Source organism: Sulfuricurvum sp. (genome assembly GCF_036279695.1).
In the GTDB taxonomy this organism is placed as follows: Bacteria; Campylobacterota; Campylobacteria; order Campylobacterales; family Sulfurimonadaceae; genus Sulfuricurvum.
On sequence record NZ_DASUIQ010000065.1, the window covers coordinates 1 to 23,863 of the forward strand.

Sequence of the window (23,863 nt, forward strand, 5' to 3'; positions counted from 1 at the left end):
TTTCTTACAATGGAAGACACGAAGTCACTTTTGATACTATTACGTGTATCATCGGGACAAATGGATTTGGAAAGACCTCTATTCTCAACTCTATCAAGCTTTGTCTTGGGCATACGAATGTTTCATTAGAATCGATCTTAAATAATAATGCAAAAGAGAAACATTGCAGTATCGTGTTGAATTTTGATCTGTTTAGAATCGAAAGAACATGGATCTTTGAAACTAAAATCGAAGAGTCTTTAACCATATCGTTTGAAGACGGAAATGCCATCGAAGGTGCCGAAGCAGAACACTTTATTCAAAATAAATTTCCTAACTTTTTGATCGACTTTTTATTTTATGATGGTGAAGTTGGAAGCAACCTCTTTTTACTTTCCCGTACACGCCTTAAACACCTTTTTGATTTTGTATTTGATCTCGATCTACTCGTGAATGTCCATAAGGATTCCTTGCAGGTCGCCAAAAATCTTTTGGATAAAAATAAAGATTCCGAAACCTCAGAACTCATCGATCTTGAAAACAAACGCCTTGATATACTTGCGATGATTAGTAAAGATAAAGAGACGCTCATTACCAAAACAAAAGAGTACAAAGAGTTAGAACTCAATGTCCAAAAATTAAATACGCAAATACGTAACCGTAATAAAAAAGTAAAAGCACTTCACCAAGAACGAGATGCAAGAAAAGAAACACTTAATAGCCTCTCTGTGACCTTTAAAGAGCTTGTTATGTATCAAATGCCTCTATTACTCAATAAATCATTATTAGATGGAATACAGCAACGTACACATAGCCCATTGAGTGTTGTTGATGAAAAACTTTTTATCAATCATTTCAAACGCTTTTTAAATCAATTGCAATCGAGTGTCGAGGAAGAGGAAGCTCTATCGTTATTTCGAGGATTAATGCTTACCGAATCTGCATCGATTACCCTATCGGTATCACCTCAAGAGTTTGCAAAGCTTTTGGAAGATATAAAAAATTTACAATTCGAAATAAAACAGTTACAAGAAGAGATTCAAGAAGCCGAATCGTCTGCTATGGAACAAGAAATTACCCGTTCTTTGAGTGAATCGAGAGATGAACAACAAGACCAACTAACACAGATGCAACATTCACTCGAAGAACTCGAAGAGAGTATCACAAGAAATACAGAGCTTTCCAAAGAGATCAACCGTACATTAACCCAAAGCTTCAAAGCCAACCAAGAGAAATATGCTTTTATCAAAGGGTATGAAGAGTTACAGCAAGTGGCACATGTCAGTGAAAAAGTCTACAAACAAGAGCTTCAAGAAAAACTAGAGGTGTTTAACAAAACATTGAAAAAAAATACCGCTCCATTTCTCAAACAATACAAGCATATCAATGAAATCTACATCGATGATAAGCACAACATTGTCATCGGAGATGGTGAACAACGGCTTGATATTGATTTGCTCTCTGCAGGGCAAAAACAGGTATTAAATTTTCTCATCGTCAAAAGTATTTTAGACTTTAAAAAATTCGCTTCGTTTGTTATGGTCGATACTCCGTTTGGACGACTCTCGAATGAAAATAAAAAATTATTGCTCAATGATTGTTATCTCAAATTCGATCACCTCATTTTACTCTTGACCGATAGTGAGTTTGAATTTGTACAATCCCAAAACCTATCTTATGAAACCTATCATATCTTGCGTGATGAGCTAGGTTCTAAAATCGAGAAAGCAGCATGATACGAACCAGTTTAGAGATCGAAAATTACGTTATCCCGTTGGGCAAAGCGCTTAACCTCGAAAGTGAGCCGAAATGGTTTTATTTGCGTTTTATGCTCAATGTATCGTTATCACTCAAAACACCTTTTGAAGAAGTAGAATATGAGACTAAAGAGGGAAAAGAGTACCGATTAGAACAGATTACGGGTGAGGGCAAAGGCTCAGAGGACTATACGAAGTTCTATTGGGACGCTATCGAAGTGTTTGATGACATTACCATCACTTCGAAAAAAGCTCTCGAACAACACCTTCAAAGACACATCTTTAGAGGCTATCACATCTTGAGTACATCACTCAAACACGATAGTAATATTTTTGATTTTATGTTGCAGGATTTTTAAATACTTAATTTTTGCACTATAATGGTGCACACAGTTAGCGGAGTTTTACAATGACAAAACAAGAGATTCTTGCGACACTCTCCGAACAAAAGCCCTACCTTGAAAAAGAGTTTGAGGTCAGTAAAATTGGTCTCTTTGGTAGCTATGCAAAAGATAGACAAACGGATGAGAGTGATATAGATTTTTATGTAGAATTTAAAAGAAAAACGTTTGACAATCTCGCTGGGCTTTGGGTCTATCTCGAAGAACTTTATCACAAGAAAATTGACATTATCCATAAACATAAAAACAACAATCCCATCATCATCTCAAACATTCAAAAAGAGGTTATTTATGGATAAAGCAAGTATTTCTGAACTTATCCATTTCATACTAGAAAGCCTGCATCTCATTAAAGAGCGATTTGTACCCATACACTCAAGTGATGACTTTTTAGCCGATCATGAGGGGCTTATGAGACTTGATGCTATATCTATGAGACTTCAGTCTATCGGCGAAGCTCTCAAAAACATCGACAAAAAAGAGGGGGATTTTTTACTCCAAGTAGCCGACAAAACCTACTGGAGCAAAATCATCAAAACACGAGAAATCCTCACCCATCATTACATTGACATCGATGCTGAAACCATCTATGACATCTGCAATGAAAAACTTGATGAGCTTGAAGATAAGGTTTTGAAATTGCAAAGCACGCTTTGAACGCTATCAATATTTTTGATTTTAGGTTGCAAGATTTTTAGATAATAAGTCTATATATTTATTAAGATGTCCATCCAATCTATCCGTTCCCAATTCATAATAGACATCTTTTGAAAAATTTTCAATTGAATTTGATGCTAATGTAAGAATAAGCTCAATGAGTCTTTCAGCATAAAAGATATTTGAAGTTTTAGTTATCATACTTCTATTTTTATCATTACGAACTAGTATGGACTCCCAAATTTTATCATTGCGATCAAAAAATTTCAATTCTAAAAGAATATTAATTCTTTTAAATATATTTGTATTTTTTTCTTCTGTAGTTGTACCCATTTTATTATAAGATAAAACTATAGCACCAAAAAGAGCTTTTTGCCCTACAACAGTTGCTAATACGTTTGATTGCCTCCATTGTTTAACATTTGATTTTTGATCTGCTGATAAATTAGGTAATTCGGGTTGTTTCGGCAAAACAATTCCTAAGGCAGATATGTTTTTTTTCCAATTGAAGAAAAAAGAAATTTCATTAAAAAAATCTATTATTAATTTACTTGGAACAAATCCAAGTTCTTCAACAAAATCAAAATATAATTCATTAACTTTTGACATTCGATCTTCATATTTTAAAGTACTATCTATTGACTCATTAAAATTTGATTCACATATATCAAAAAAGTCATTGATGATACTAAGCGTTGTAAAATAGGGGTCTGTTTGTCCTAATGAACTACTTGGAATTGACCATTTAATATAATTTTCATCTAATAAATTTTCTTCTAATAGTTTTCTTGCAGATACAGCAGATAAATCTCCATCATCTGTTATTAGCGCAGTATATTTATCTATCGGTTTTGCAGTTTTATTTAGAGATGTGAAAACAGTTCTTGTTTCTCTTATGATTTGTTCTCTTATTTTATCTTTTTGTTCTAAAGTATTGTTCAGTTCACTATACACAATGAAAATAATTGGTATTCTTATGTTTTTTAGATCATTGTCTTGTTTTTGTTGCTGAATGAGTATTTCTCGGAGTTTACGTAGGGCATATAATCGATGTTGCCCATCTAAGACGAATTTTTTAATGTCTTTTTTAACACTTAATTTGACAAAATCCATTCCTAACTCTTCTTCAATTAAGAATCCTTCATCGTCTTCAACATTTGGTATAAAAGTTGCGACAATCGCATTAAAAAAACGCGTCCCATCTTTTAAAAGATAATCATTTAAGATTTCTTTTTCTGCCCTTTCTATATTAATTTTTCTTTGCATTCTTTCAGCAAATGAGCCACCATCAATAACTTCACTTTCATAGTGTAATCCATCAGCAGCTTCATCAAGACTAAAGCTTGTCATGTAGTATGTAACATTGGTGAATTGAGCTTTATGACATAAATAATCAACCATTTTTTCAACTTTTTTTAAACTCATTTTATTTCCTTTTTACTTTATTAATAAGCGGTTTTTTTGTCTGGATCATTACTCTTTCAAATTCTTCTAAAACATCTCGATATTTTGTATTAAATGTATCTAAATTTCTATTTGGAATTTCTTTCCAAATAAAATATTTTTTACAATGCTTAAATGCCTCATACTCTCTATTATTTGTTAATTTATATATTGTACTCTTATCATCATTTATGTTTGTGTGTTGAAGAAATCTTGATTTTAAATCTTCTGCAATTCCAATATATAAAGAGGGTAAGAAAGGTAAAAAATCAAGAAAAAAAGAATGTAAATTTTGCTTTCCCTCATTTTCAATGTAGTTAGTTGATTTATCAATATGGGTGGTTTGACAATCGTTTAAATCGATTATTAAACTTCTATTTTTATATTGTGTTGTTGAAGTTACCTTATCTTCCCAAGAGTGAAGAAAAAAATTTTGACAATAATCTACGTATCCTTTTAGAATGTCTACATTATTATCACATGTTCTTTCAGAAAAAGGTAAAGCTACAATTTGATATATTCCAGAAGTTGAATCTACATCACTAGAAAAATCTTTTTTAAACTCAACAAAATTTAGTTTATATTCCATTTCTACCTACTTCTTAATAATTTTCGCAATTTTTTCAACAAGTGAAATTAGATCAGGCGAAGTCGGAATCGTTTTCATATTGGGTGAAATCTTACTAAAGATAATATCTTCAAATTTTGCTATATCATCCGATTTAACTTCATTATCTTGTTTGTATTCCATGTAGTCTGAGATAAATTGCAGAAGTGACGATTTATTTTCTAGTTGGAGAATTTGCTCTTCTATCGAATTGTAATTGTGTAGAAAAATTCTAAAATAATAAACCAAAAATATTTCAATTGTTAACAATGGTATAGCCATAGCTATGCTAATCGTAAAATGAGTAATAACAAGAGAAAAACTTAACAATGGAACAGTTAAAATTAATCCGCCGAATATTCTCAAAAGAGATAGAACCTTTTCCCCTTCTTTTTCTTTCTTCAACAATAAAGAGGTAAACCCTTTATCTAATTTTGCTACATTGAGTTGGTGTTTATTTTCTTTTAAATCATCAAGTAGAGCTTGAACTTTTTCTTTTTCAAAATTAAACTTATCAAACAAAGTTTTCATTTCACTATTGTGAAGTTCGTTTTCATTGTGTAGCTTTTGAAATTGATCAAATTTTTCGTTGAAATTTTTTGTATTAAAATTGATAGTGTTTAACTTTTCGATATCTAATTTTGATTGATACAATTGTTCTTTGAGGCTTTCTAACTCTTTTTGTATGAATAAATCTTTATCACTTTGTATAGAAAAAGCTTTTATCTCTTGGGCATTTAGCCATTTCAATAATCCATATTTGTTATTTTTTTTATAAAAAAGAAGTTCTTTAGTTTTATAGGATAAATTTGAATTGATACATTTGCGCTCTAAAATTTTTCTCAATACATGTTCATGCTTTTCTTTTTTTGCACCAAAATCGAATAAACTATTTTCAATTATGTAATGATAAATATCGATATACTCTGATTCTTTACCTAGTGCTTCTAATGCTTTTTCTGCTGACTCATGAATGGATAATTTATTAGAATTTAACATGAACTAATGCTTAGGACTTTTTTGAGTTTTTTGTACGTATTGCTCAACGTTTGAAATATATTTTTCTGTAGCAAGTCCTAAATAGATCAATTTCATTAGCTCAGGTTTGGTTGTTTCCCAATTTCTTAATGTTTTTGGATCAACATCGATACGTTCTGCTAGCTCTTTTTTCGTCATCTGCACTTTTCTTTTATAATAAACTTGACAAAGAGGTAATATTTACCTATAATTTGCAATATAAAGGGAATTATTACCTATATGGTTAAAAATATACTTTGCATCGAAATACTCAAAAACGATGTTTATATCGAATACACGAATAGGGAGTTTGAATACATCTCATTTACAAAGGCTAAAAAAATAGTATTTGAAATATCAACGCCGTCTTTTTCATATTCGTGCATGGATAGCGAACGAAGCGTAAACTTCTTGAACTCACTATTGACACGCTACATGATAGATAACGAAACACTTGTTGTTAAACACTAATTTCATTTTTTACTTCGCCCCTGATTATTACCAATATATTATTAAAAGATTATTGAACAGAGATAATTTTATTATATTCACCGATATTTCTTCGGAAAATCAAACCCTCTTAGTTCCGCCGAATTTTCTCCGATACTCTTCCAATCATCTTTTAGTAACCGCATCTCCACTACTCCGCACGTAGGGATATTCTCTATATCGCCGCCCGTGATAAAGTTGGCACATTCGGTAAACTCAGGGTTATGTCCGAAGACAAAAAGGGTATCGACACTCGGAGATACATCACGGATGACGGAGAGGATCGTCTCCATAGTACACGCATAGAGAGTATGATCGTAGTGGATCGATTCGTGAGGATAAGAGAGGGCTTGGGCAATAGTGAGTGCGGTGGTTTTGGCGCGTAGAGCGGGGCTGGAGATGATGAGGTCGGGACGGATAGCTTTGTTTGCGAGATGTGAACCCATCAGCGGAGCGTCTTTCATCCCCCGTTTGTTGAGGGGGCGATCAAAATCGCTGAGTGACTCATCGCTCCAGTCCGATTTGGCGTGACGGATGAGGTAGAGGGTTTTCATGGCAGGCTCCCTAGAGGGTTAATCCCAACGCTTTTAAGAGGATATTTTTCTCTTTTTCCGTGCTGGAGAAGAGACGGTTGTGGAGGTCGTCGTCCAAAATAGCGAGATCGTCAAACAGCTCTTCGTCATCTTTTTCAGGGAAATGTTTGCTCACTTCACGCCCCAGCGCTTCGAGATATTCGTCACTGTTTTTGTCATCAAACAATCCGATACGCTTGCCGTGCTCGATAGTGGCGATGGTGCGCAGAAGATAGAGTTTGTCAAGGCGATCTTCGCTTTGGGGTGCATTGATCAGCTCGTTGATACGGTTGACTTCGCTACGGTAGATTTCGCTCGATGTTTTGATGTTCTGGAGTTGTTCGGGTGAAAAGGTCATACACTTATCCTCATGATTATAATCGATAGGGTTAGTATACTTTAAATTTAAGATGTTTTTCGTTACTCTATGCCATATTACAAAGGAGAATAGATGGGCGATCCGAATGTTTTAAAACAGCTTCGGGCTAATTTGCATACCTATCCGCTTTTGTATGTCGAAGACAATAGAGGGCTGAACGCTCAGGCGACGGTGCTGTTTAAAAAGTTTTTCGATAACGTCATCTCAGGATATGACGGGGAAGAGGGGCTGGCGCTGTTCGAGAAGCATCGTCCCGCGATCGTTATCACCGACATCAATATGCCTAAAATGGACGGGCTTAAAATGTCCGAAGCGATTCATGAGATCGATCCCGATGTGCTTATCATCATCACAACGGCGCACGATGAACGCGATTTCCTCCATCAGTCGATCAAAATCGGAGTGTTTGATTATCTCATCAAACCGCTCAAAATCGATAATCTGATCGAGACGTTTACCCGCTGTTCCGAGATGTTGGTCGAGGCGTTCCACCGCAAAATATTTAATGCGAATCTCCATGCCGTTTTCAACTACCAAAACAATCTCGTCATTTTGCTGCATGAACGCAATGTAGTGATCGCCAATCAGCCCACCCTCGATTTTTTCGGTGTCAAAAATATCGAAGCGCTTCGGAAGCGGTTTCAAACATTCGGTGAGGTTCTCCTCGAACACAAGAGCTTCGTCTACGATCATGGGACGATGAAATGGTTTGAGCATATATCCGCCCACCCTAAGCGGCTCTTTAACGTCAAGATAGCCGATCAAGAGGAGGTGTCGCACCATTTTATCCTCACGTATCAAAGCGTTCCCGAGAAAGATGGGTATGCGGTTTTGTCACTGAATGACGTGACCGAACTGGGGCTATTGAAACTCTATGACAGCAATGCGACTGAGCGCGAATCGCTGATCAAAGATGAGAAGACGGTACGTGCATTGTTGGAGATGGCGATGCGCAGCAGTGCGAAAATGAAAGTCCATAATCTCTACAAAGGGCTTAGTATCGTCAATGACGGTATCGTCGAGAGCATCGAGGGGAAAACGGTGAGCATCAAGAGCGCCTACGTGCAGCTCAAAGCGATGCAGTATGAGAAAATGTTTTACCTCACGTCCGAGCTTTTCCCTATGACGATCTTGGCAGAGGGGATAAGACAGATCGATTTGGGGGAGCAATACGTCCTTTTTAGTCAATACCGTCTGGTGCCGACCTCTCCCGCGCGGAGGGAGTCGATACGGGTCACTCCGGATAACAACATTGCGGTGACGATGCTGTACGAAGAGCGGCGATTCGATGCCGAATTAGAGATTATGGATGTTTCTATCAGTGGGATGAGAGTTCAGCTTTTCTCCTTGCCCGCCGGTTTCGCGGTGAAACATTCGGTGATTTTGGATATAGTACTTACGACCGCGAGTCGTCCGATCATCATCAATACAACGGCAGAGGTGTTTCGAATCGATGAGGTGAATCGCCGTTTCGAAGTGGTATTTGTATTTAATCTTCATGACGAGGGGAAAAAAGGGATGATCGACTATATCGCCAAACGGCAAATGGTGTTAATTCGGGAATTTAAAGGAATACAGTATGAAAAATGAAACGATCCTATTTGACGACGCGCATCATAAATGCGTTATGTTCAGTCTCGAAGATGAAGAGCATGCCGAGCACTCATTGTCGGTCAATCAGTTTTTGATCGTTCAAAACGACAGTGCGGTATTGATCGATCCGGGGAGCGAAGCGATCTTTAGTGAACTTTATGAAGCGATTTCACGCCATATCGATCCGCAAAAGATCAAATACATCTTTTTCTCCCACCAAGATCCCGATGTCGCCGGAGGGATTGCGCAATGGAGCGTCGCCACCTCGGCTAAGTTGGTGATTTCTAACCTCTGGGTACGGTTTATGGGGCATTATGGACTCATGGATATGAATCGTATCGTCGGGTTGGAAGATCACGGGGGAAAAATCTCGTTCGGAGCGGATTATTTGCAGTTTATCCCTGCCCACTTTTTGCACTCTCCGGGGAACTTTTCGCTCTATGACAGCCGCTCCAAAATCCTCTTTTCAGGAGACATCGGAGCGGCTATCGCGTCTCCTCAGAATCTCAACAAAAAGGTGGATGATTTCGAGGAACATCGGCCGTTTTTGGAAGGGTTTCATAGTCGTTATATGGCGGCTAACCGTTTTTGCCGTGCGTGGGTCGAGTGCGTTCGCCGATGCGATGTCGCTACGATCGCCCCTCAGCACGGATCGCTGTTTCACGGGGAAAATGCGACTCGATTTTTAGAGTGGTTTGAAAATGTTGATGGTGGAGCAGAGCAGTGTGAAAAACTCTATGGATTGGATAAATCATGAGAATCGATTCTCACCCGCGCTTTATCGCATGGCTGCGGGAGAATGAATCATGGTTGATGGAGCGGATACTCAACTACGCCAAAACGAACGGCTATACCCGCTATACATCGACTCTTTTGGAAGCATGGCGAATCTCGATAGTCGGGTTGACCGATTCGCTTGAGTTACTGATCCAACGCTATCCTACTCCCCCCTCTCTCACTCCGGATGAGCATTTTAACGACGATCCCGCATCTCAGTTCGGGTTACTCGAAGCACGGCGTCATCGTAGTCGCGGGGTCAATTTCGCGATGTTTATCTCGCTGTTCAAGTACTATCGCCAAACCTATCACGATTTGATCGAAGAGAACAAAGCGCTGTTCGATGATCCGAAGTTTTATTATGAGTATGTTCGGCAGTTTTTTGACCGTGTCGAAATCGCCTACTCGATCGAATGGCACGGGCGAAGTTCGGAAGAGCAGATCCATGAACTCTCTGAGCAAAATCTCCATCTCACCAACGAAAAAAATCTCTATTTGACGGTGTTTGATTCGTTCTCGTCGGGGGCTGTTTTACTCGATTCGTTCGGAGTGATTACCAACTACAATCAAAGTGCGAGCGAAGTGCTGTTCGACCAACGGCAATCCAGCGGTCATTATTACTATATGAAGCATAAAACGGTATCAACGCCCGAGTGGATCTTTGATGCGATCGGTAATTTGGGTGATCGGGAGAAGTACCGTTTTACGTATGACAAAAAGAGGGTTGACGGGAGCAGAACGATTTACGATGTCTTTATCCGCCCGTTGGACGATGTGAGCGGAAAGTTTTCGGGCTATGTACTGATCCTAAACGACATCACCGAACTCGAATGTGCACGCGAGAGGTTTGATCTCGCGATCAGCGGATCCCGCGACGGACTATGGGACTGGAATCTCATCACCAATGAAATCTACTTTTCCCCGCGTTGGAAAACGATGTTGGGATACCGAGATGAAGAGCTTCCGAATAGGTTGGAAACATGGAGTTCACTCGTCCACCCTGATGATCTCAAAGATGCGGAAGAAGCAATCGAGACAAGTATAGCCAACCCTGAAATAGTGTATGAGAACATCCACCGTCTACGGCACAAAGAGGGGCACTATATCTGGAATCTTGATCGGGGGCAGGTGATCTACGATGAGGAGAAGAAGCCGATTCGGATGGTCGGGTTTCATACCGATATTACCCAGCGTCAGCAAATGCTCGAAGAGATACAAAAGACGAAGGAGATGATGATCGCACAATCGCGTCATGCGGCGATGGGGGAGATGATCGGGATGATCGCCCATCAATGGCGTCAGCCTCTGAGTACCATATCGATGAGTGTGAATAATATGCTGATCGATATTGATCTCGAAGAACTTGAACCCGAAGCATGCAAAAAAATTGGAGAGGACATTTTGGGGGTTGTCAACTATCTCTCTCAAACCATCGAGTTATTCCGTGACTTTTTCCGTCCGAACAAAGAGAAGGAGTCGATTCGAATCATCGAAACGGTGAAAGAAGCCGAAGCGATGATCGGTGCGAGTTTGAATAATCATGCTATTTCTTTGGAGATCCATAATGATTCCGACGAGATAATCGAAACCTACTCACGGGAACTGCTGCAGGTCTTTATCAATATTTTGAACAATGCCAAAGAGGCACTGGTGAGCAATCTGACATTCAACGGAGCTATTTCGATTCAGGTTTATGATGAAGAGGATGAGGTGGTGACACAGATATGCAACAACGGAGGAACCATCGGCACCGATATACTCCCGCGTATATTTGACCCCTATTTTTCGACGAAAGATGAGAAAGCAGGGACGGGATTGGGGCTGTATATGTCGAAAACGATTATCGAGAAGCATCTAAACGGAAGCATCGATGTCGAAAATATCGAAAATGGGGTGTGTTTTACGATACGCCTTCCTAAAAAGGTTATATAGATTCCAAAAACATAAAATTGCCACACAATTGCAACATTAACCATTCATACTATCGCCAAATATTTTAAAGTGAGAGAATATGGCTGGAATGGAGCTGACATTCGACGAAAAAGATTTTATCGTCTCTAAAACCGATTTGAGTGGGAAAATTATCTACGGCAACGAAGTATTTATCGAAATGTCCGGATTCAGTGAGTCTGAGCTTCTCGGTCAGCCGCATAATATCCTTCGACACCCTGAGATGCCTGCGAGTGTTTTTAAATTTTTGTGGGAGAAGATTAAAAACAAAGAAGAGGTGTTCGCCTACGTCATCAATAAAACCAAGCAAGATAATTATTACTGGGTCATGGCCCATATCACTCCGAGTATGAACGATCAAAACGAATTGATCGCCTATCACTCTGTCCGCCGTAAACCCTCCCCAGCCATATTGGAACAGATTAAACCTATTTACCGTTCGCTTCTTGAAGCGGAGAAACGCGGAGGGATTCGCGCCGGTATCGAGACATTGACGCACTTTTTAAATCAGCGAAAGGTCTCTTATGATGAATTTATCCTCTCTCTCTAAACTCCAGTATCTTAATATCGTTTCGATCATTGTTTTTATGGTCGCGTTGATCGTTGAGGTTATTACGATCGGGTTTGACTGGATTCGGGTGTTGAATCTGGTCAATTTTGCGATCGCTTGGGCTATCTTTGTCAACATCCGCAAAGTGCAAGCGACGATACACAACGTAGCCGAAACGATGAAAGAGATCGAGATGGGGCATATGGAGTCTCGGATTACGAACGTCGATGAACACGGAGAATTGCGTGCATTGTGCTGGAATACCAACAACATGATCGATCAGCTCGAAGTCTATATGCGCGATACCTATGCCGTTATCGAAGCGTTGAGCCAAGATCGCTACTACCGTACCGTTCAAGATTCCGGACTCAAAGGGACGTTTAAACGCTCTGCGGAGTATATCAATCAAAACGTCGTGAAAATGAGAGCAAGCCATGAAGCCTTAAAACTCTCCGAACTCGACAGTAAACTCTCCGAAATCAGCCGCTCGACCGGAGGATTGGACGTGATCCAAAAGGATTTGGTCACAACACTAAGTAATCTCTCCAATATCGCATCGATTTCTCAAAATACGGCGTCGCACTCTTCTGAAACGGTAGACGAAATCGGAGAGGTAAGTAAAAATCTTTCGTCATTGAGCGAGTTGGTCGCCGATTCTAACGGAGCTATCAATGCCCTCAGCGGTCGTGCCAATGACATTAATTCGGTGGTCAATCTGATCAAAGACATCGCCGATCAGACTAATCTTCTGGCACTCAATGCGGCCATCGAAGCGGCACGCGCCGGCGAACACGGACGAGGGTTTGCCGTCGTTGCCGATGAGGTGAGAAAATTGGCGGAAAAAACCCAAAGTGCGACAGGAGAGATTTCGATCGCGATCCAAACGCTTCAACAAGAGACGGCCTCCATACAGTCGGGCTCAGAGTCGATCAATGAAATTGCGGTGCGTTCGAGTGCATTGATTCAAAAGTTTGACGAAACCATTCATCTTTTGAATATGGATGCCCTCAAAACGGCTTCGGTTGTGCGCGATATTGAATCGACGGCGTTTGTCATTTTGGCGAAGATCGATCATATGCTTTTCAAAAATGGAACCTACAACACTATCTTTACCCGTCAAATCAGCGGCAGCCATGTCGATCATCATAATTGTCGTTTGGGACAATGGTATGAGGGCGATGCGGGGAAAATCCATTTCGGTCGGTTCGATTCGTATCAAAAGATGCTCAAACCTCACCAAGAGGTTCATACCATTGTGGGTGAGATTCGGGATACGATCAAAGATATGGAGCATTTAGGGGATAATCGCGATGTGATTATTGACAAATTCAGCCGTATGGAGAATGCATCAAGTGAATTGTTTATCCATTTGGATTCGATGTTGAATGAGTCAGCCGCCAAATAAAACGGATGTTATGAGTAGATAAAGGTTAGCTGGCTGGCATCATTGCGAGGGAGTGTGATGGTGAATACCGTCTCATGATCCGATACGCAGAAGGTGAGGTTCCCTTTGAACTCCTGAGTGATGATGAGGCGAGCGATATGGAGCCCGATTCCGAACCCTTCTCCTTGCCCTTTGGTCGAAAAATGGGGCTCAAAGATTTTCTCCCGTATCGATTCGGGGATTCCTCCGGCGTTATCTTTGATATGGAAAAGAATCTCCGTAGGAGAATAGGTCGCTTCGATGGTGATCGATTTTTGGTATTCGAGGGGAGAGGTTTTGAATGCATCTTTGGCATTGGCGATAAGATTGACCAATACCTCTTCCAAATCGCTGGCATAGCCGTGGAGGAATTTATCCTCTTCGAGGGGGAGTGTTTGGTATCCGATACGCTCACGCTGTAGTTGATCGTTAAAAAAAAGTCCTACCCTCTCTAACATCGCATTGATAGAGAAAGGCTCTCTTCCTCGGTGTGTTTTTCCCATGTTGAGGACATTTTTTAAGATTTCAGCCATCCGCTGGGATTGTTCTGAAATCATCTGAGTACTCTTTTTGATAGAGGGGGAGGGGACGCACTCTTCGAGAGTTGATTGGATAGAGAGGTTAATCGCTTCCATGCTGATGAGATTGATGGGCTGTCGCCACTGGTGGGCGACCACATTGAGCGAATCGACCATTCCTGAACGGTGGGAACGTAGTTTGAGTGCTTCCATGTAGCGCAGTGAATCGACATGTTCGCGGAGCATGGGGAGGATCATCGTACAAAGCGATTTAGATTGCGTATGGGGAGGAAACGTGACGCATCGGGTGATGAGTGAAGCTGAGCGGAGATACTCTTCAGAGCCTTCGCAGATAGCCACCAAGATAATATTTTTACCTAATGCGTGAAGATGCCGAATACTCTCTAAATGGTGCTTTTCAAATGTTTTTGTCTCTAATATAATCGCAACCAGCAGTTCATGCGGGTCGATTTGAGGAGTGTATAGGGCTGATTCGAGAGAAAAGAAACTCTTTAAACTCTCATCTGGGGAAAAAGAGGCAGTTCCCTCATACAGATGAAGGATGAGTGGGAGATCAGTGTTCATGGGTTACCTCAAAAATATTTCCGGCAAGAGATCCGCTGAAGGCATCAATATTCGCATCTTTGATCCATTCTAGGCGGTGCTCGTCGTTTATCGCTTGTGCAATGCACTGCGCTCCTATATGATGCGCGATTTCGACCATTTTTGAGAGGATAAAACGTATATCCGCATTATCAGACTGCGCAATAAGCTCAGGATGCAATTTGATGAAATCGGGGCGGAGGGAGAGGAGTGTCAAAAGATTAAACTCCCCGATCCCAAATTGACTGAGCATGATTTTGAAACCGTTCATCTGAAGCGTTTTAACATGATTTAAAAGGGTACTGTTTTGGAGTATTTTTAGCCCGTCGACGATATGAAAACAGATATACGAGGGGCTTATGTTGTTTCGTTGAGCCCAAAAATGGATATACGTTAAGAGGGATTCATCGCTCAGTTCAATGGCACTCAGGGTCAAGAAAATCGGTTTATTCGGGGTTAATACACGGCTCAGTTCAAAGATACGGCGTATGATAGAACGGGTTATCATCCCCATCTGACCCATATCCAGCGCGATGGAACGAAAGGTTTCCGAACCGTAGAGGCGATCATCTTTGCGAATCTTGACAACGCTCTCGTAGCCGCATATCTCATGATCTTCACTCCATCGTACCGGTGCGAAAAACGGTACGATGTTCTCTTCGTGGAGGGCATCGAAAATCATCCGGAGAATTTCACGGCTTTTCATGTGGGTAGAGTCTTGGTTCTGTTCACTTAGGGAGTAGACGTTGTAGCCCCCTCCGATACGATCGGGAATCATATCCAGTGCCAGTTTGGAGTTGAACAATATATGATCTTTGCCGTAGGCGATACCGATAGAGAGACTCGAATTTAGGACAATCCCTTTCTCCGAAGTATGAAAATAACGGGCTATGGAGATCATACTTGATGCGATATTGCTAGCTTGCTCGATCACTTCCCCCTCTAATACGAGGCAAAACTCATCGACTCCGATGCGGTAAAAATCCCCTTTTCCCTCCTGTGAGATACTTTGCAGGAGAGCGGAGAGTTCACTGATATACTCATTCGCGAATACGTCCCCTACGAATTTAAATATATTGCTCAGATGATTGACCCGAATCCGTAAAAGGGTAAAAGGGGGAGACTCGAGTGTTTGGATCCGATCGGCAAGCTCTTGGAAGCTTTTCCACCCCGTCACCGGATCGTTATCGAATGAGACAACGGTTCCGTTTTGGGAGGGCTGGGTAAATATTTTCTCCAGACTCTCAAAGAGTTTCGGCATCGATAGGGGCTTTATCAGATACCCCTCCACATCCAGACGTATCGCTTCGGCCATATATTCAGCCTCATCATGCGCCGAAAGGATCAAAATAGGCTGATGCGTACTGAGTGCTCGGATCTGTTTGATGAGGCGAAGTCCCCCCATCTTAGGAAGCTCTAGATCGCTGATGACCAGTGTGAACGAATTCCCTTCTTCCACACGTGAACGATAGATTTGGTAGGCCTCTTCTCCGTCGGTGGCGATGACGCACTCTTTGAAAAAGACGTGCAGTATCCGACTCAGCGATTCAGAAAGCTCCATGTCATCATCGATGATGAGTACACTGCGGGCTTCTGCGCCTTCTTTGAGCTGCTGGATCTGATTCGACACGTTAGAGCCTTTTCATCGTATAGCCGAATCCGCGGATGTTTTCGATCAACTCTTCTTTGAGTTTGTTCCGTACCCGATTCACCAACGATCGTATCGTCGAAGGTTCAGCCTCTTCACCGTCCCATACGAAGGATCGGATGCTCTCATCCGTCATGATCTGCCCCAGATTGCTGACGAACATCGTGATCAAGGAGAGTTCCCGTTTGGTAAATTTTTGGATGACACCGTCATAAAAGAGGAAATTGCTCTCTTTGTTAAAGGTGTAATGTTCGCTCAGATGGATAATCGGATCGTATTGGGGTTTTGCGCTCTGCTGTACTTGGCTGGTGAGATGCGAAATCCGAATATCGAGCTCTTTGAGGTTGAACGGTTTTTTCAGATAATCGCTGCATCCTAGGGAAAAAGCGTCGGAAATATACTCGACGTCGTGATAGGCACTGATAATGATTTTCGGGGTATTAGGGTATTTTGCGGCGATGGCTTTGAGACACTCTAACCCTCCGACGAGGGGGGTGTTGATGTCGAGAATATAGAATTCGTGGCTTTGGGAATCGATCAGCTCCAAGACCTCTTGACCGTTGTCGTAATGATCGACAAAATGGCCACGGGATAGGAGGTAGGTTCGGATGGAACGCGCCAACATAAATTCATCTTCAAGAAGGAGAATTTTCACTCCATCGCTCCATTTTGGTTTAGTAGCGTCATTGTAGAAGAATTGTGTTGCAAGAGCGTCGCATTTTTAAAGATGTACCGAAATGCCGTTCCCCGAACCGCCGTGGAAGAAATCTCGATGTCGATGTTCTCCTCATCGCATATTTGAGAAACGATGCTCAGTCCCAACCCGTATCCCCCTTTGTGTTCCGATTCGCGGTGGAAACGTTCAAATATTTTCTTTTTGTCTTGGATCAACGGTCCGTGATTGCGAACTTCAAAAAAGAGGTTATCTTTGCGAATCCCCACCGTCACATTGATCTCACTCGGACGGAAAGAGTATTTGATCGCATTGGAGAGGGTATTGTCAACCAGACGGGAGAGTTTGAGCTCATTAAACCGGATGAGAGGGAGGTTCGGCTGTCCGATTCGAATGGAGAACGAGAGTTCGTTGACCTCTGCGATACAGGTGAAATAGCGGACACGTTCACGGATAAATCCGACCAAATCAATAGTGCTGTGGTGATCGGGGACGCGGTCACGCTTCATCAGATAGGTCATATCTTCGTAGCTGTTTTGGATGATCCTCGATCCCGCTTCGATCGCATTGAGGTATTCGTTATCGATGCCGTCCATACGGAGTAGATCGATATTGGTGATGATGACGGAGAGGGGGGTATGGATCTCATGGATCGCATTTTTTAAAAATTGATCTTGCTCATCGAGCAGTCTGAGGGCATACTCTTTGGAATCTTTGAGCAGTTTTTGGGAAGCTTCGAGCTCGCAATCGTAGTTGATTTGCTGAAGCAGGGTTATCAGTGCATTGAATAGATTGGTTTGATCGATGGGTTTTAGGACGAAACGGTCAACTCCGTAGCGGATCGATTCGATAAATATATCGCGATCTTCGGTTCCTGAGATGGCGATTACTTTTTGACTCGGATTGTTTTGTTTGATTTGACGGATGAGATCGATACCGTTGTCTTGACCCAAATGAATATCGCTAATGATGATAAACGGGAGGGAAGCATCTCGCAGCTGTTTGCACGAATCGATCGCTTCACCGAGGCTGGAGGCTTTATAAATCGTGTTGAAAAAATGCGATAAAAGGCGCTCTAAACTCTCTAAAACATTAGGGTCATCTTCTACAATAAGGAGATTCTTTTCATGTGAAAGCTCTTTTAAGAGGGCGATTGCATTCATCATTTTGAACTCTTTATCTGAGGTTGGATTATTATAGCTCAACTCTCACAGAGATTGGATAAAACGCATGGAAGGGTTAAACGGAATCGGAGCTCCGAAGAGATAGCCTTGTGATTCGGTAACCCCCATGGAGACGATCATCGACTCAACCGAGCGATTTCCGACGAATTCGGCGACGGTTTTGACATTGATCTTCTGTGCGAACGATGCCACCATTTCGACGATGGTCTGGGAGAGGTAGGCATGGTCGATATTGACGATCAAAGAACCGTCGATTTTAATATAATCGATATTGAGTTTAGCCAGATGCTCAAAGTTGGAGTATCCTGAGCCGAAATCGTCGATGGCGATCTTGCACCCGTACGATTTGAGCCGGTTAAAAAATTCTCCCAATTCATCGTAAGAGTCGATCCCCTCGGATTCGAGCAGTTCAAAGACCAACCGTTCAGGTTCGGGGAAGGATTCGATTTTATTGAACAGGAAACTGCGGGTTGAGGGGTGTTTAATATCTTCGATCGAGAGGTTGATACTGACACGGCATTCGGAACTTTCGAAATCGTGCATCGCTTTTTGGATGATCATTTGGCTGATTTGATGATAGGTTTTGGTCTCTTTGGCAATCGGTAAAAAATGTGCGGGACCTATCACTTCCCCATCGGAGAGGATCAAACGTGCCAGTGCCTCATATTTGACAATTTTTTGGGTTTCATTATCGATTATGGGTTGGTAGTACGGGCAAAAACGCCCTTCTTTCAATGCCCGTTTGATGTCATCTTGGCATTTGAATTTGGCCGATCGGAGGAGCTCTTTGTTCTCATCATGCATATATACGATCACTTTTCCCGATCGTTGGGCTTCGCGAAGCGCTTTATCGGCATTGGAGAGGGAGATTCCGTCTTTTCGATCGACAATCGCAATAGTCATCTCAAGATACATCAACTCGTTATCGACCTGAATCTCACGCTCTTCAAACATATGGATCGTCAGCCGTGCAAACCGCTCCAAATCGTAACTGTCCATCGGGATCAAGAGGGCGAAATGGGTTCCGCTGATACGGTAGAGTTTCGCATTGGGGAGACTCGAGACCATGTCCCGTAAAAAATCGGCGCCTTGACGGAGAATGGAGTTGCCTACTTCATACCCGTAAAAATCGTTGAGACTCTTGAAATCGTTGATTTTGAATAAAACGAGAGAGCGATTTTCTTCGTTGAGAATGTCGTGCTCGAACTGACCCATCGTATAGAGTTGGGTGATCCGATCGATTTGGTAGAGTTGTATCAGTTCATTGTTTTTACTCTCGATCAGCTCTTCGAGATGGAGTTTATAATGGGTATTTTCTTTTTCATGCTCGATGTGGGAGATGATCTTATGGAGGAGTTTGAGTGTTTGCTGAGGCTGGACGGGCTTGAACAAATAGCCATCCACCCCCAGCTCCACACTGCGATGAAGCATTGTGACTTCTTGGTGTGCGGAGATAAGAAGCGTCGCCTGATGAGGGATATGCTGTTTGATCGCTTCAATCATTTCCAACCCGCTTAGTTTGGGCATTTCGATGTCGCTGATGATGAGGTCGTAATGGGTGTTCAACGCTGCCTGTAGCCCCTCTTCACCATCGGATGCGGTATCGACATGGGGGCAAAAACGTTTTAAAATGAGGCTAAACTCTTCACGAATCATCTCATTGTCTTCGACGTATAGGATAGTGATATTCTGTCCCATCGTGCAAAGATCGCTCAATATAGGGGCTAAAGAAGTGTTATTGATTGACATTGTTTACGATTGTTTCTTTTCACGTGCGTAGAGCGCTTTGAAATTCGGGTATTTTTTGATCTCGACGGTGACCACCCCTTTGTCATCGATATTTTTGATTTGGGCATAAGCGAGTTCATAACGGTGTTGTCGGTAATAGTTTTGGACATTGAGTGCAATGTCATTCAGATTAGACGTTGTATTTGTTTTTCCGAGTGAGGGGGCGATGAGTTTCATCAGGCGGTAGGTTGAAATTTTTTCGTTTCCCTCAAAGAAAATTTGGTTGATAGAACCCTCTTGAACCTTTCGGCGTTTCATTTCCGCGATGGAGCGTGCATTAAAATCGGCGTATTTTCCGATCACGACTTTGAGCGTTCCGTTTGTATCGTTCATCGATTCTACGGTTGCAAACGCAAGGGCATAGTTGTGGTTGCGGTAGTAGGCTTCCGTCTCGGTGATAATGGCATTGAGTTCATTCGTATCGGCAACTTTTCCGAGATGGTGCTGAATGTTCTTTTGCAATACTTTCGTCGGGACTTTGACATTTCCTTCGAAAGTGATCGTTTTGATCGGAGTCGACGCTAAAAGCGATACGCTTAATGAGAGGGCGGCAAGGAGAGTTTTAGAGAGCATGGTATTCCTTTTTACGGTAGGTAGTGATGGTGAAAGTCTAAAGGTTTAGTGTGGCAAATGTGTTGCAATTTTCACGAGGATTAAAACAGTTCAAGAAAATCTTTGTACTTCATCGTTTCAAAAAAACGGGTAATTTTCCGTAATTTTTCTTTTTCATCGATGTTGGCGGCAAGGAGCGCTTTGCCCGAATAGTATTCAGACATTCTGCTTCGTAGGAGGAGAAAATTGTCTTTTGAGACAGGATTTCCTCGGTTGGCTTTATGCAGTGCATTGTAAATTTTATTTTGGGTATCCGTATTGAACGGTTGTGAAGAGTTAAATAAAATCGCATCACACAACGAGATGCTTTTGGCCTCAAAACTCTCTTCCGTGTTAGGAGACGGTTTGACCGTATCGATAGGGTTAAATCGGGGTTTACTCTCTAAATGGGTGTAGATGTGCGCGTAGTTTTTGACTAAATTATACTGATGGATCAACATATCCGCAGCCTGAAAAAGGTTGATGCAGTATTGGGGGACACAGTTGCGTTTTAGGATAATGATTTTTCCGTTTGCCGAATACTCCCACCCGATGATAGGTGAGCCTTTTTTGATCGTATCTTCAATAATATCGCTTAGGAGCTGTTCTTGTTGTAGCATTATCGGGTGAGAGATAGTTCAATTTCGTCAATTTTTTTGAGTAGATCATCCTCCATAGGGTCATCTAAATCGGAGGTGCTGTTTTCGAGGCTATGGTACTCTTCGCGAAGCCGACCGAGCTTGTTGAGGGTAGATTCGAGTTCCATATTGCTTTCACGTAGTTCGGCATTGGTTTGTTCCAATAGATTATTAAAATAATGGAGCATTTTATGATCGTATATCGACTGGCACGATTTGAGGAGCATGGTGATAACCTGCTGTATGTCAACGGGTTTGAGGATGAAACCCTCTACCCCGATGTTGATCAGTTTAATGAGTTTTTCGCTTTCAGAATGGGCTGAAACGACAATAATATGCTGCGAGTTTTTGATATTTCGGATGTTGGCGGAGAACTCGATACCATCCATGTATGGCATAGTTAGATCGGTAATGACCAGATCATAGAGGTGAAGATTGTATAAATCCAGCGCTTCGATCCCATTGGTCGCCGTATCAACTCTTCCGAAAAAACGGGATAAAAAGTTTTTCAGATGGTGTTGAATCTCTATGTCGTCTTCTACCAGAAGAACGGTCATATCAAAAGCTATGTCTTTTAACAGTTTAGTATTGCTTTGTATCATCAATGGATCACTGTTCATCGCTGTTTTCCTCTTTTTAGCCGTTTTAATACCCTAATTATTTCTCTTTTGTGTCGCAACAATGTTGCAAAGCGGTCGTTAACGTATTGGAGGAGGTGATTGCGTGTTCAGTGCTACTGAGGAAGAGGGGAGATCAAGCGGTTAACAGACGCGATTTCTCCCCCCATGTTTGGCGAGGTAGAGCGCTTTGTCCGCTCGATCAACCCAATCCGAAACACTCTCATCAGGGTGTAACTGCGCTATACCGATACTGATGGTGGTATGTCTGATCGTCTCGAACGGATGCTGGTCGATGGAGAGACGGAGTTTTTCAGCCAATGTGCTTGCAGAGGTGTGGTTCGTCTCAGGACAGATAACCATAAACTCTTCCCCTCCGAATCTTCCGACAAAATCACTGAGGCGGATATTCTCTTTGAGCAGCATAGCAACGCTCTGGAGCGTATAGTCTCCGATTTGGTGTCCATAGGTATCGTTGACCTCTTTGAAATGGTCAATGTCGATCATCAGCAAACTGAGCGGTCTATCGTAGCGTTTTGCTTGTTCCGCCTCCTGAGCTAAAAATTCATCCAATTTTCTTCGGTTGGCAATCCCCGTTAAGCGATCCATCATAGAGAGAATTTCGAGCTCTTTTTTGGCCGTGATGTCGATTCCGACCGACATATAATAAAGGGGGGTATTATGCTCGTCTTTGATCGGGATGATGGTCTGTTCGATCCAATACGACTCTCCGTTTTTGTGCTTATTGTGCAGTTCCCCTTTCCACTCTTCCCCTCTTTCGATCGTGTCCCATAACTCCTGATACATCTCTTTCGGGGTAGAGGGGTGTTTGAGTATATTGACCTTTTGTCCGATCAGTTCAGCTTTAGAGTAGCCTGAGAGTTTCGCATAGGCGGTGCTGACGGCGGTAATGATGCTGTTGGTTTTAGTCGTTGCGGTTACGACGTATTGATCGATGATGTCGGCAAAGCGTTTGAGATCGTTGTTGGAGGCTACAAGCGCTTTTTGTAGTTTGGATGGAGCAAGAGAGGCATACATGGCAAGGGGGATACTGAGGAGGATGCTTAATAAAATGACCAATAGAGATACTTTGATATTGGAGCGCAAGAGGGCATCGATATACTCTTGTTTAGGTTTGAGGATCAAACGAACCCCCTCACCGTTATGTAAAATGTCATCGAGGCTGTAGGCGTAAAAGCTCTCCCCTTTGGATTGACCGGCGAGAATAGCGGAAGCTTCGAGCGGAAATACGTCCACGAGTCTTATGTTTGAATGGGTATATTTAGACCACGAAAACCGCTCATCGCTATGGAGGATGAAATGCCCTTCTTTATCGATAATATAGTGATCAAATACCGTTGATTTGCTTATTTTTGAAATCACTTCATCCATTAGCATATTGACGATTACGATCCCTTTGAATACCCCGTCTCGGTAAATCGGTGTTGCGATACGATAGGTGGGGCGGTAGGGCACTTCGATTTTGCCGTGTTCGATATTGAGATCGATTTTAGAGTACCAGATTGTATCGTGTTTCATTTTGCTTACGATCTGAAAATAATCCCGTCCGCTTTTGTCTTGGAGTTTTGCATCATCGACGATAAACGGTAAGGCGGAACTATTGGTCCGATCGATCCGTATCTGCTCTTTTCCCGTTGCATCGATAAATCGCGCTTGCATGATGAGGTGATCGGAGAGGGCAATGGCGTAAAAGACGTTTTGGCTATGCGCTTTATTGGTGTTATTGGGAGTTTTGAGGTAGGTGTCTAAGGCTTTGTCCGTTTTGAGGGCAATCAAGATAGAACCCATTTTATCAATATCGGGTTTGAGCATATTGATTTTTCGGATATAGGAGATCTCTTCGGCATTTTTATCGATTCGATCTTTGATATTGATCATCTGTATGTTATATCCGATAAAAGAACTGAACAGAGTGATCACAATACCGAAGATGATAAAATAAAGGGTAAAAATAAGTTTAAAATTTTTTTGGGTCATTACTCATCCCG

At 41.8% G+C, this 23,863-nt stretch carries 24 protein-coding genes and 1 pseudogene; 10 read left to right on the forward strand and 15 right to left on the reverse strand.

The features are described from left to right. The 4 genes from VFW36_RS06175 to VFW36_RS06190 form a co-directional block, all read left to right on the forward strand. On the forward strand, nt 1–1,715 hold a 1,715-nt coding region (locus tag VFW36_RS06175), incomplete at its 5' end, for an AAA family ATPase (protein WP_329657938.1). Further along, a complete protein-coding gene (locus tag VFW36_RS06180; RefSeq protein WP_329657939.1) occupies nt 1,712–2,095 on the forward strand; it encodes a DndE family protein in 384 nt (127 codons plus the stop codon). The genes VFW36_RS06175 and VFW36_RS06180, both read left to right, overlap by 4 nt. 50 nt (nt 2,096–2,145) lie before the next feature. Beyond that, entirely contained in the window at nt 2,146–2,436 is a 291-nt protein-coding gene (locus VFW36_RS06185; protein ID WP_329657940.1) for a nucleotidyltransferase family protein, read from the forward strand. Then, complete coding sequence (locus VFW36_RS06190; RefSeq protein ID WP_329657941.1) at nt 2,429–2,794, forward strand: DUF86 domain-containing protein; 366 nt, start codon at nt 2,429–2,431, stop codon at nt 2,792–2,794. Before VFW36_RS06185 ends, VFW36_RS06190 begins: the two co-directional genes overlap by 8 nt. Before the next feature lie 21 nt (nt 2,795–2,815). Here VFW36_RS06190 and VFW36_RS06195 read toward each other — a convergent pair whose 3' ends face one another. From VFW36_RS06195 to VFW36_RS06220, 6 genes are all read right to left on the reverse strand, one after another. Continuing rightward, nucleotides 2,816–4,219, reverse strand: coding sequence for a DNA sulfur modification protein DndB (locus VFW36_RS06195; RefSeq protein WP_329657942.1), 1,404 nt, complete (start codon nt 4,217–4,219; stop codon nt 2,816–2,818). Nucleotide 4,220: 1 nt separating this feature from the next. Next, nucleotides 4,221–4,826, reverse strand: a complete 606-nt coding sequence (locus tag VFW36_RS06200) for a hypothetical protein (RefSeq protein ID WP_329657943.1) — start codon at nt 4,824–4,826, stop codon at nt 4,221–4,223. A gap of 6 nt (nt 4,827–4,832) precedes the next feature. Continuing rightward, nucleotides 4,833–5,843, reverse strand: a complete 1,011-nt coding sequence (locus VFW36_RS06205; protein ID WP_329657944.1) for a hypothetical protein — start codon at nt 5,841–5,843, stop codon at nt 4,833–4,835. 3 nt (nt 5,844–5,846) lie between these two features. After that, nucleotides 5,847–6,020: a hypothetical protein gene (locus tag VFW36_RS06210; RefSeq protein WP_329657945.1), complete on the reverse strand. Its 174-nt coding sequence runs from the start codon at nt 6,018–6,020 to the stop codon at nt 5,847–5,849. A gap of 389 nt (nt 6,021–6,409) precedes the next feature. Beyond that, a complete protein-coding gene (locus tag VFW36_RS06215) occupies nt 6,410–6,904 on the reverse strand; it encodes a histidine phosphatase family protein (protein WP_329657946.1) in 495 nt (164 codons plus the stop codon). A gap of 10 nt (nt 6,905–6,914) precedes the next feature. After that, complete coding sequence (locus VFW36_RS06220; RefSeq protein WP_329657947.1) at nt 6,915–7,280, reverse strand: hypothetical protein; 366 nt, start codon at nt 7,278–7,280, stop codon at nt 6,915–6,917. Between the two features lie 93 nt (nt 7,281–7,373). Between VFW36_RS06220 and VFW36_RS06225 the strand changes: the two genes are divergently transcribed. The 6 genes and pseudogenes from VFW36_RS06225 (at nt 7,374) to VFW36_RS06250 (ending at nt 13,576) form a co-directional block, all read left to right on the forward strand. Continuing rightward, nucleotides 7,374–8,891 carry a response regulator gene (locus VFW36_RS06225; protein ID WP_329657948.1) on the forward strand — a complete coding sequence of 506 codons (1,518 nt, stop codon included), beginning with the start codon at nt 7,374–7,376 and terminating at the stop codon, nt 8,889–8,891. Further along, complete coding sequence (locus VFW36_RS06230; protein WP_329657949.1) at nt 8,881–9,651, forward strand: MBL fold metallo-hydrolase; 771 nt, start codon at nt 8,881–8,883, stop codon at nt 9,649–9,651. Before VFW36_RS06225 ends, VFW36_RS06230 begins: the two co-directional genes overlap by 11 nt. Further along, the gene (locus VFW36_RS06235; protein WP_329657950.1) at nt 9,648–11,603 is read left to right on the forward strand and encodes a PAS domain-containing sensor histidine kinase; all 1,956 of its coding nucleotides are present in this window, start codon (nt 9,648–9,650) and stop codon (nt 11,601–11,603) included. Before VFW36_RS06230 ends, VFW36_RS06235 begins: the two co-directional genes overlap by 4 nt. 79 nt (nt 11,604–11,682) lie before the next feature. Continuing rightward, on the forward strand, nt 11,683–12,171 hold the full coding sequence (locus VFW36_RS06240) for a PAS domain-containing protein (protein WP_329657951.1): 489 nt from the start codon (nt 11,683–11,685) through the stop codon (nt 12,169–12,171). A 694-nt stretch (nt 12,172–12,865) separates the two neighbouring features. Beyond that, nucleotides 12,866–13,159, forward strand: a pseudogene (locus tag VFW36_RS12560) (methyl-accepting chemotaxis protein); the annotation flags it as partial. Between the two features lie 87 nt (nt 13,160–13,246). Continuing rightward, the gene (locus tag VFW36_RS06250) at nt 13,247–13,576 is read left to right on the forward strand and encodes a CZB domain-containing protein (protein ID WP_329658056.1); all 330 of its coding nucleotides are present in this window, start codon (nt 13,247–13,249) and stop codon (nt 13,574–13,576) included. An 8-nt stretch (nt 13,577–13,584) separates the two neighbouring features. Here VFW36_RS06250 and VFW36_RS06255 read toward each other — a convergent pair whose 3' ends face one another. The 9 genes from VFW36_RS06255 to VFW36_RS06295 all read right to left on the reverse strand — a co-directional run bounded on the left by VFW36_RS06255 (nt 13,585) and on the right by VFW36_RS06295 (nt 23,852). Next, a complete protein-coding gene (locus VFW36_RS06255) occupies nt 13,585–14,697 on the reverse strand; it encodes a HAMP domain-containing sensor histidine kinase (RefSeq protein ID WP_329657952.1) in 1,113 nt (370 codons plus the stop codon). After that, complete coding sequence (locus VFW36_RS06260) at nt 14,687–16,345, reverse strand: EAL domain-containing response regulator (RefSeq protein ID WP_329657953.1); 1,659 nt, start codon at nt 16,343–16,345, stop codon at nt 14,687–14,689. The genes VFW36_RS06255 and VFW36_RS06260 overlap by 11 nt, the downstream gene beginning before the upstream one ends. 1 nt (nt 16,346) lies before the next feature. Beyond that, nucleotides 16,347–17,018 carry a response regulator transcription factor gene (locus tag VFW36_RS06265; RefSeq protein ID WP_329657954.1) on the reverse strand — a complete coding sequence of 224 codons (672 nt, stop codon included), beginning with the start codon at nt 17,016–17,018 and terminating at the stop codon, nt 16,347–16,349. Continuing rightward, the gene (locus VFW36_RS06270; protein WP_329657955.1) at nt 17,015–18,202 is read right to left on the reverse strand and encodes a hybrid sensor histidine kinase/response regulator; all 1,188 of its coding nucleotides are present in this window, start codon (nt 18,200–18,202) and stop codon (nt 17,015–17,017) included. The genes VFW36_RS06265 and VFW36_RS06270 overlap by 4 nt, the downstream gene beginning before the upstream one ends. 42 nt (nt 18,203–18,244) lie before the next feature. Further along, nucleotides 18,245–19,969 (reverse strand): EAL domain-containing protein, encoded by a 1,725-nt coding sequence (locus VFW36_RS06275; protein ID WP_329657956.1) that lies wholly within the window; start codon nt 19,967–19,969, stop codon nt 18,245–18,247. A 3-nt stretch (nt 19,970–19,972) separates the two neighbouring features. Next, nucleotides 19,973–20,581 carry a POTRA domain-containing protein gene (locus VFW36_RS06280; RefSeq protein WP_329657957.1) on the reverse strand — a complete coding sequence of 203 codons (609 nt, stop codon included), beginning with the start codon at nt 20,579–20,581 and terminating at the stop codon, nt 19,973–19,975. Nucleotides 20,582–20,661: 80 nt separating this feature from the next. Further along, complete coding sequence (locus VFW36_RS06285) at nt 20,662–21,219, reverse strand: hypothetical protein (protein WP_329657958.1); 558 nt, start codon at nt 21,217–21,219, stop codon at nt 20,662–20,664. Next, a complete protein-coding gene (locus VFW36_RS06290) occupies nt 21,219–21,857 on the reverse strand; it encodes a response regulator (protein ID WP_329657959.1) in 639 nt (212 codons plus the stop codon). The genes VFW36_RS06285 and VFW36_RS06290 overlap by 1 nt, the downstream gene beginning before the upstream one ends. A 141-nt stretch (nt 21,858–21,998) precedes the next feature. Further along, complete coding sequence (locus VFW36_RS06295; RefSeq protein ID WP_329657960.1) at nt 21,999–23,852, reverse strand: diguanylate cyclase; 1,854 nt, start codon at nt 23,850–23,852, stop codon at nt 21,999–22,001. Between the last annotated feature and the right edge of the window lie 11 nt (nt 23,853–23,863).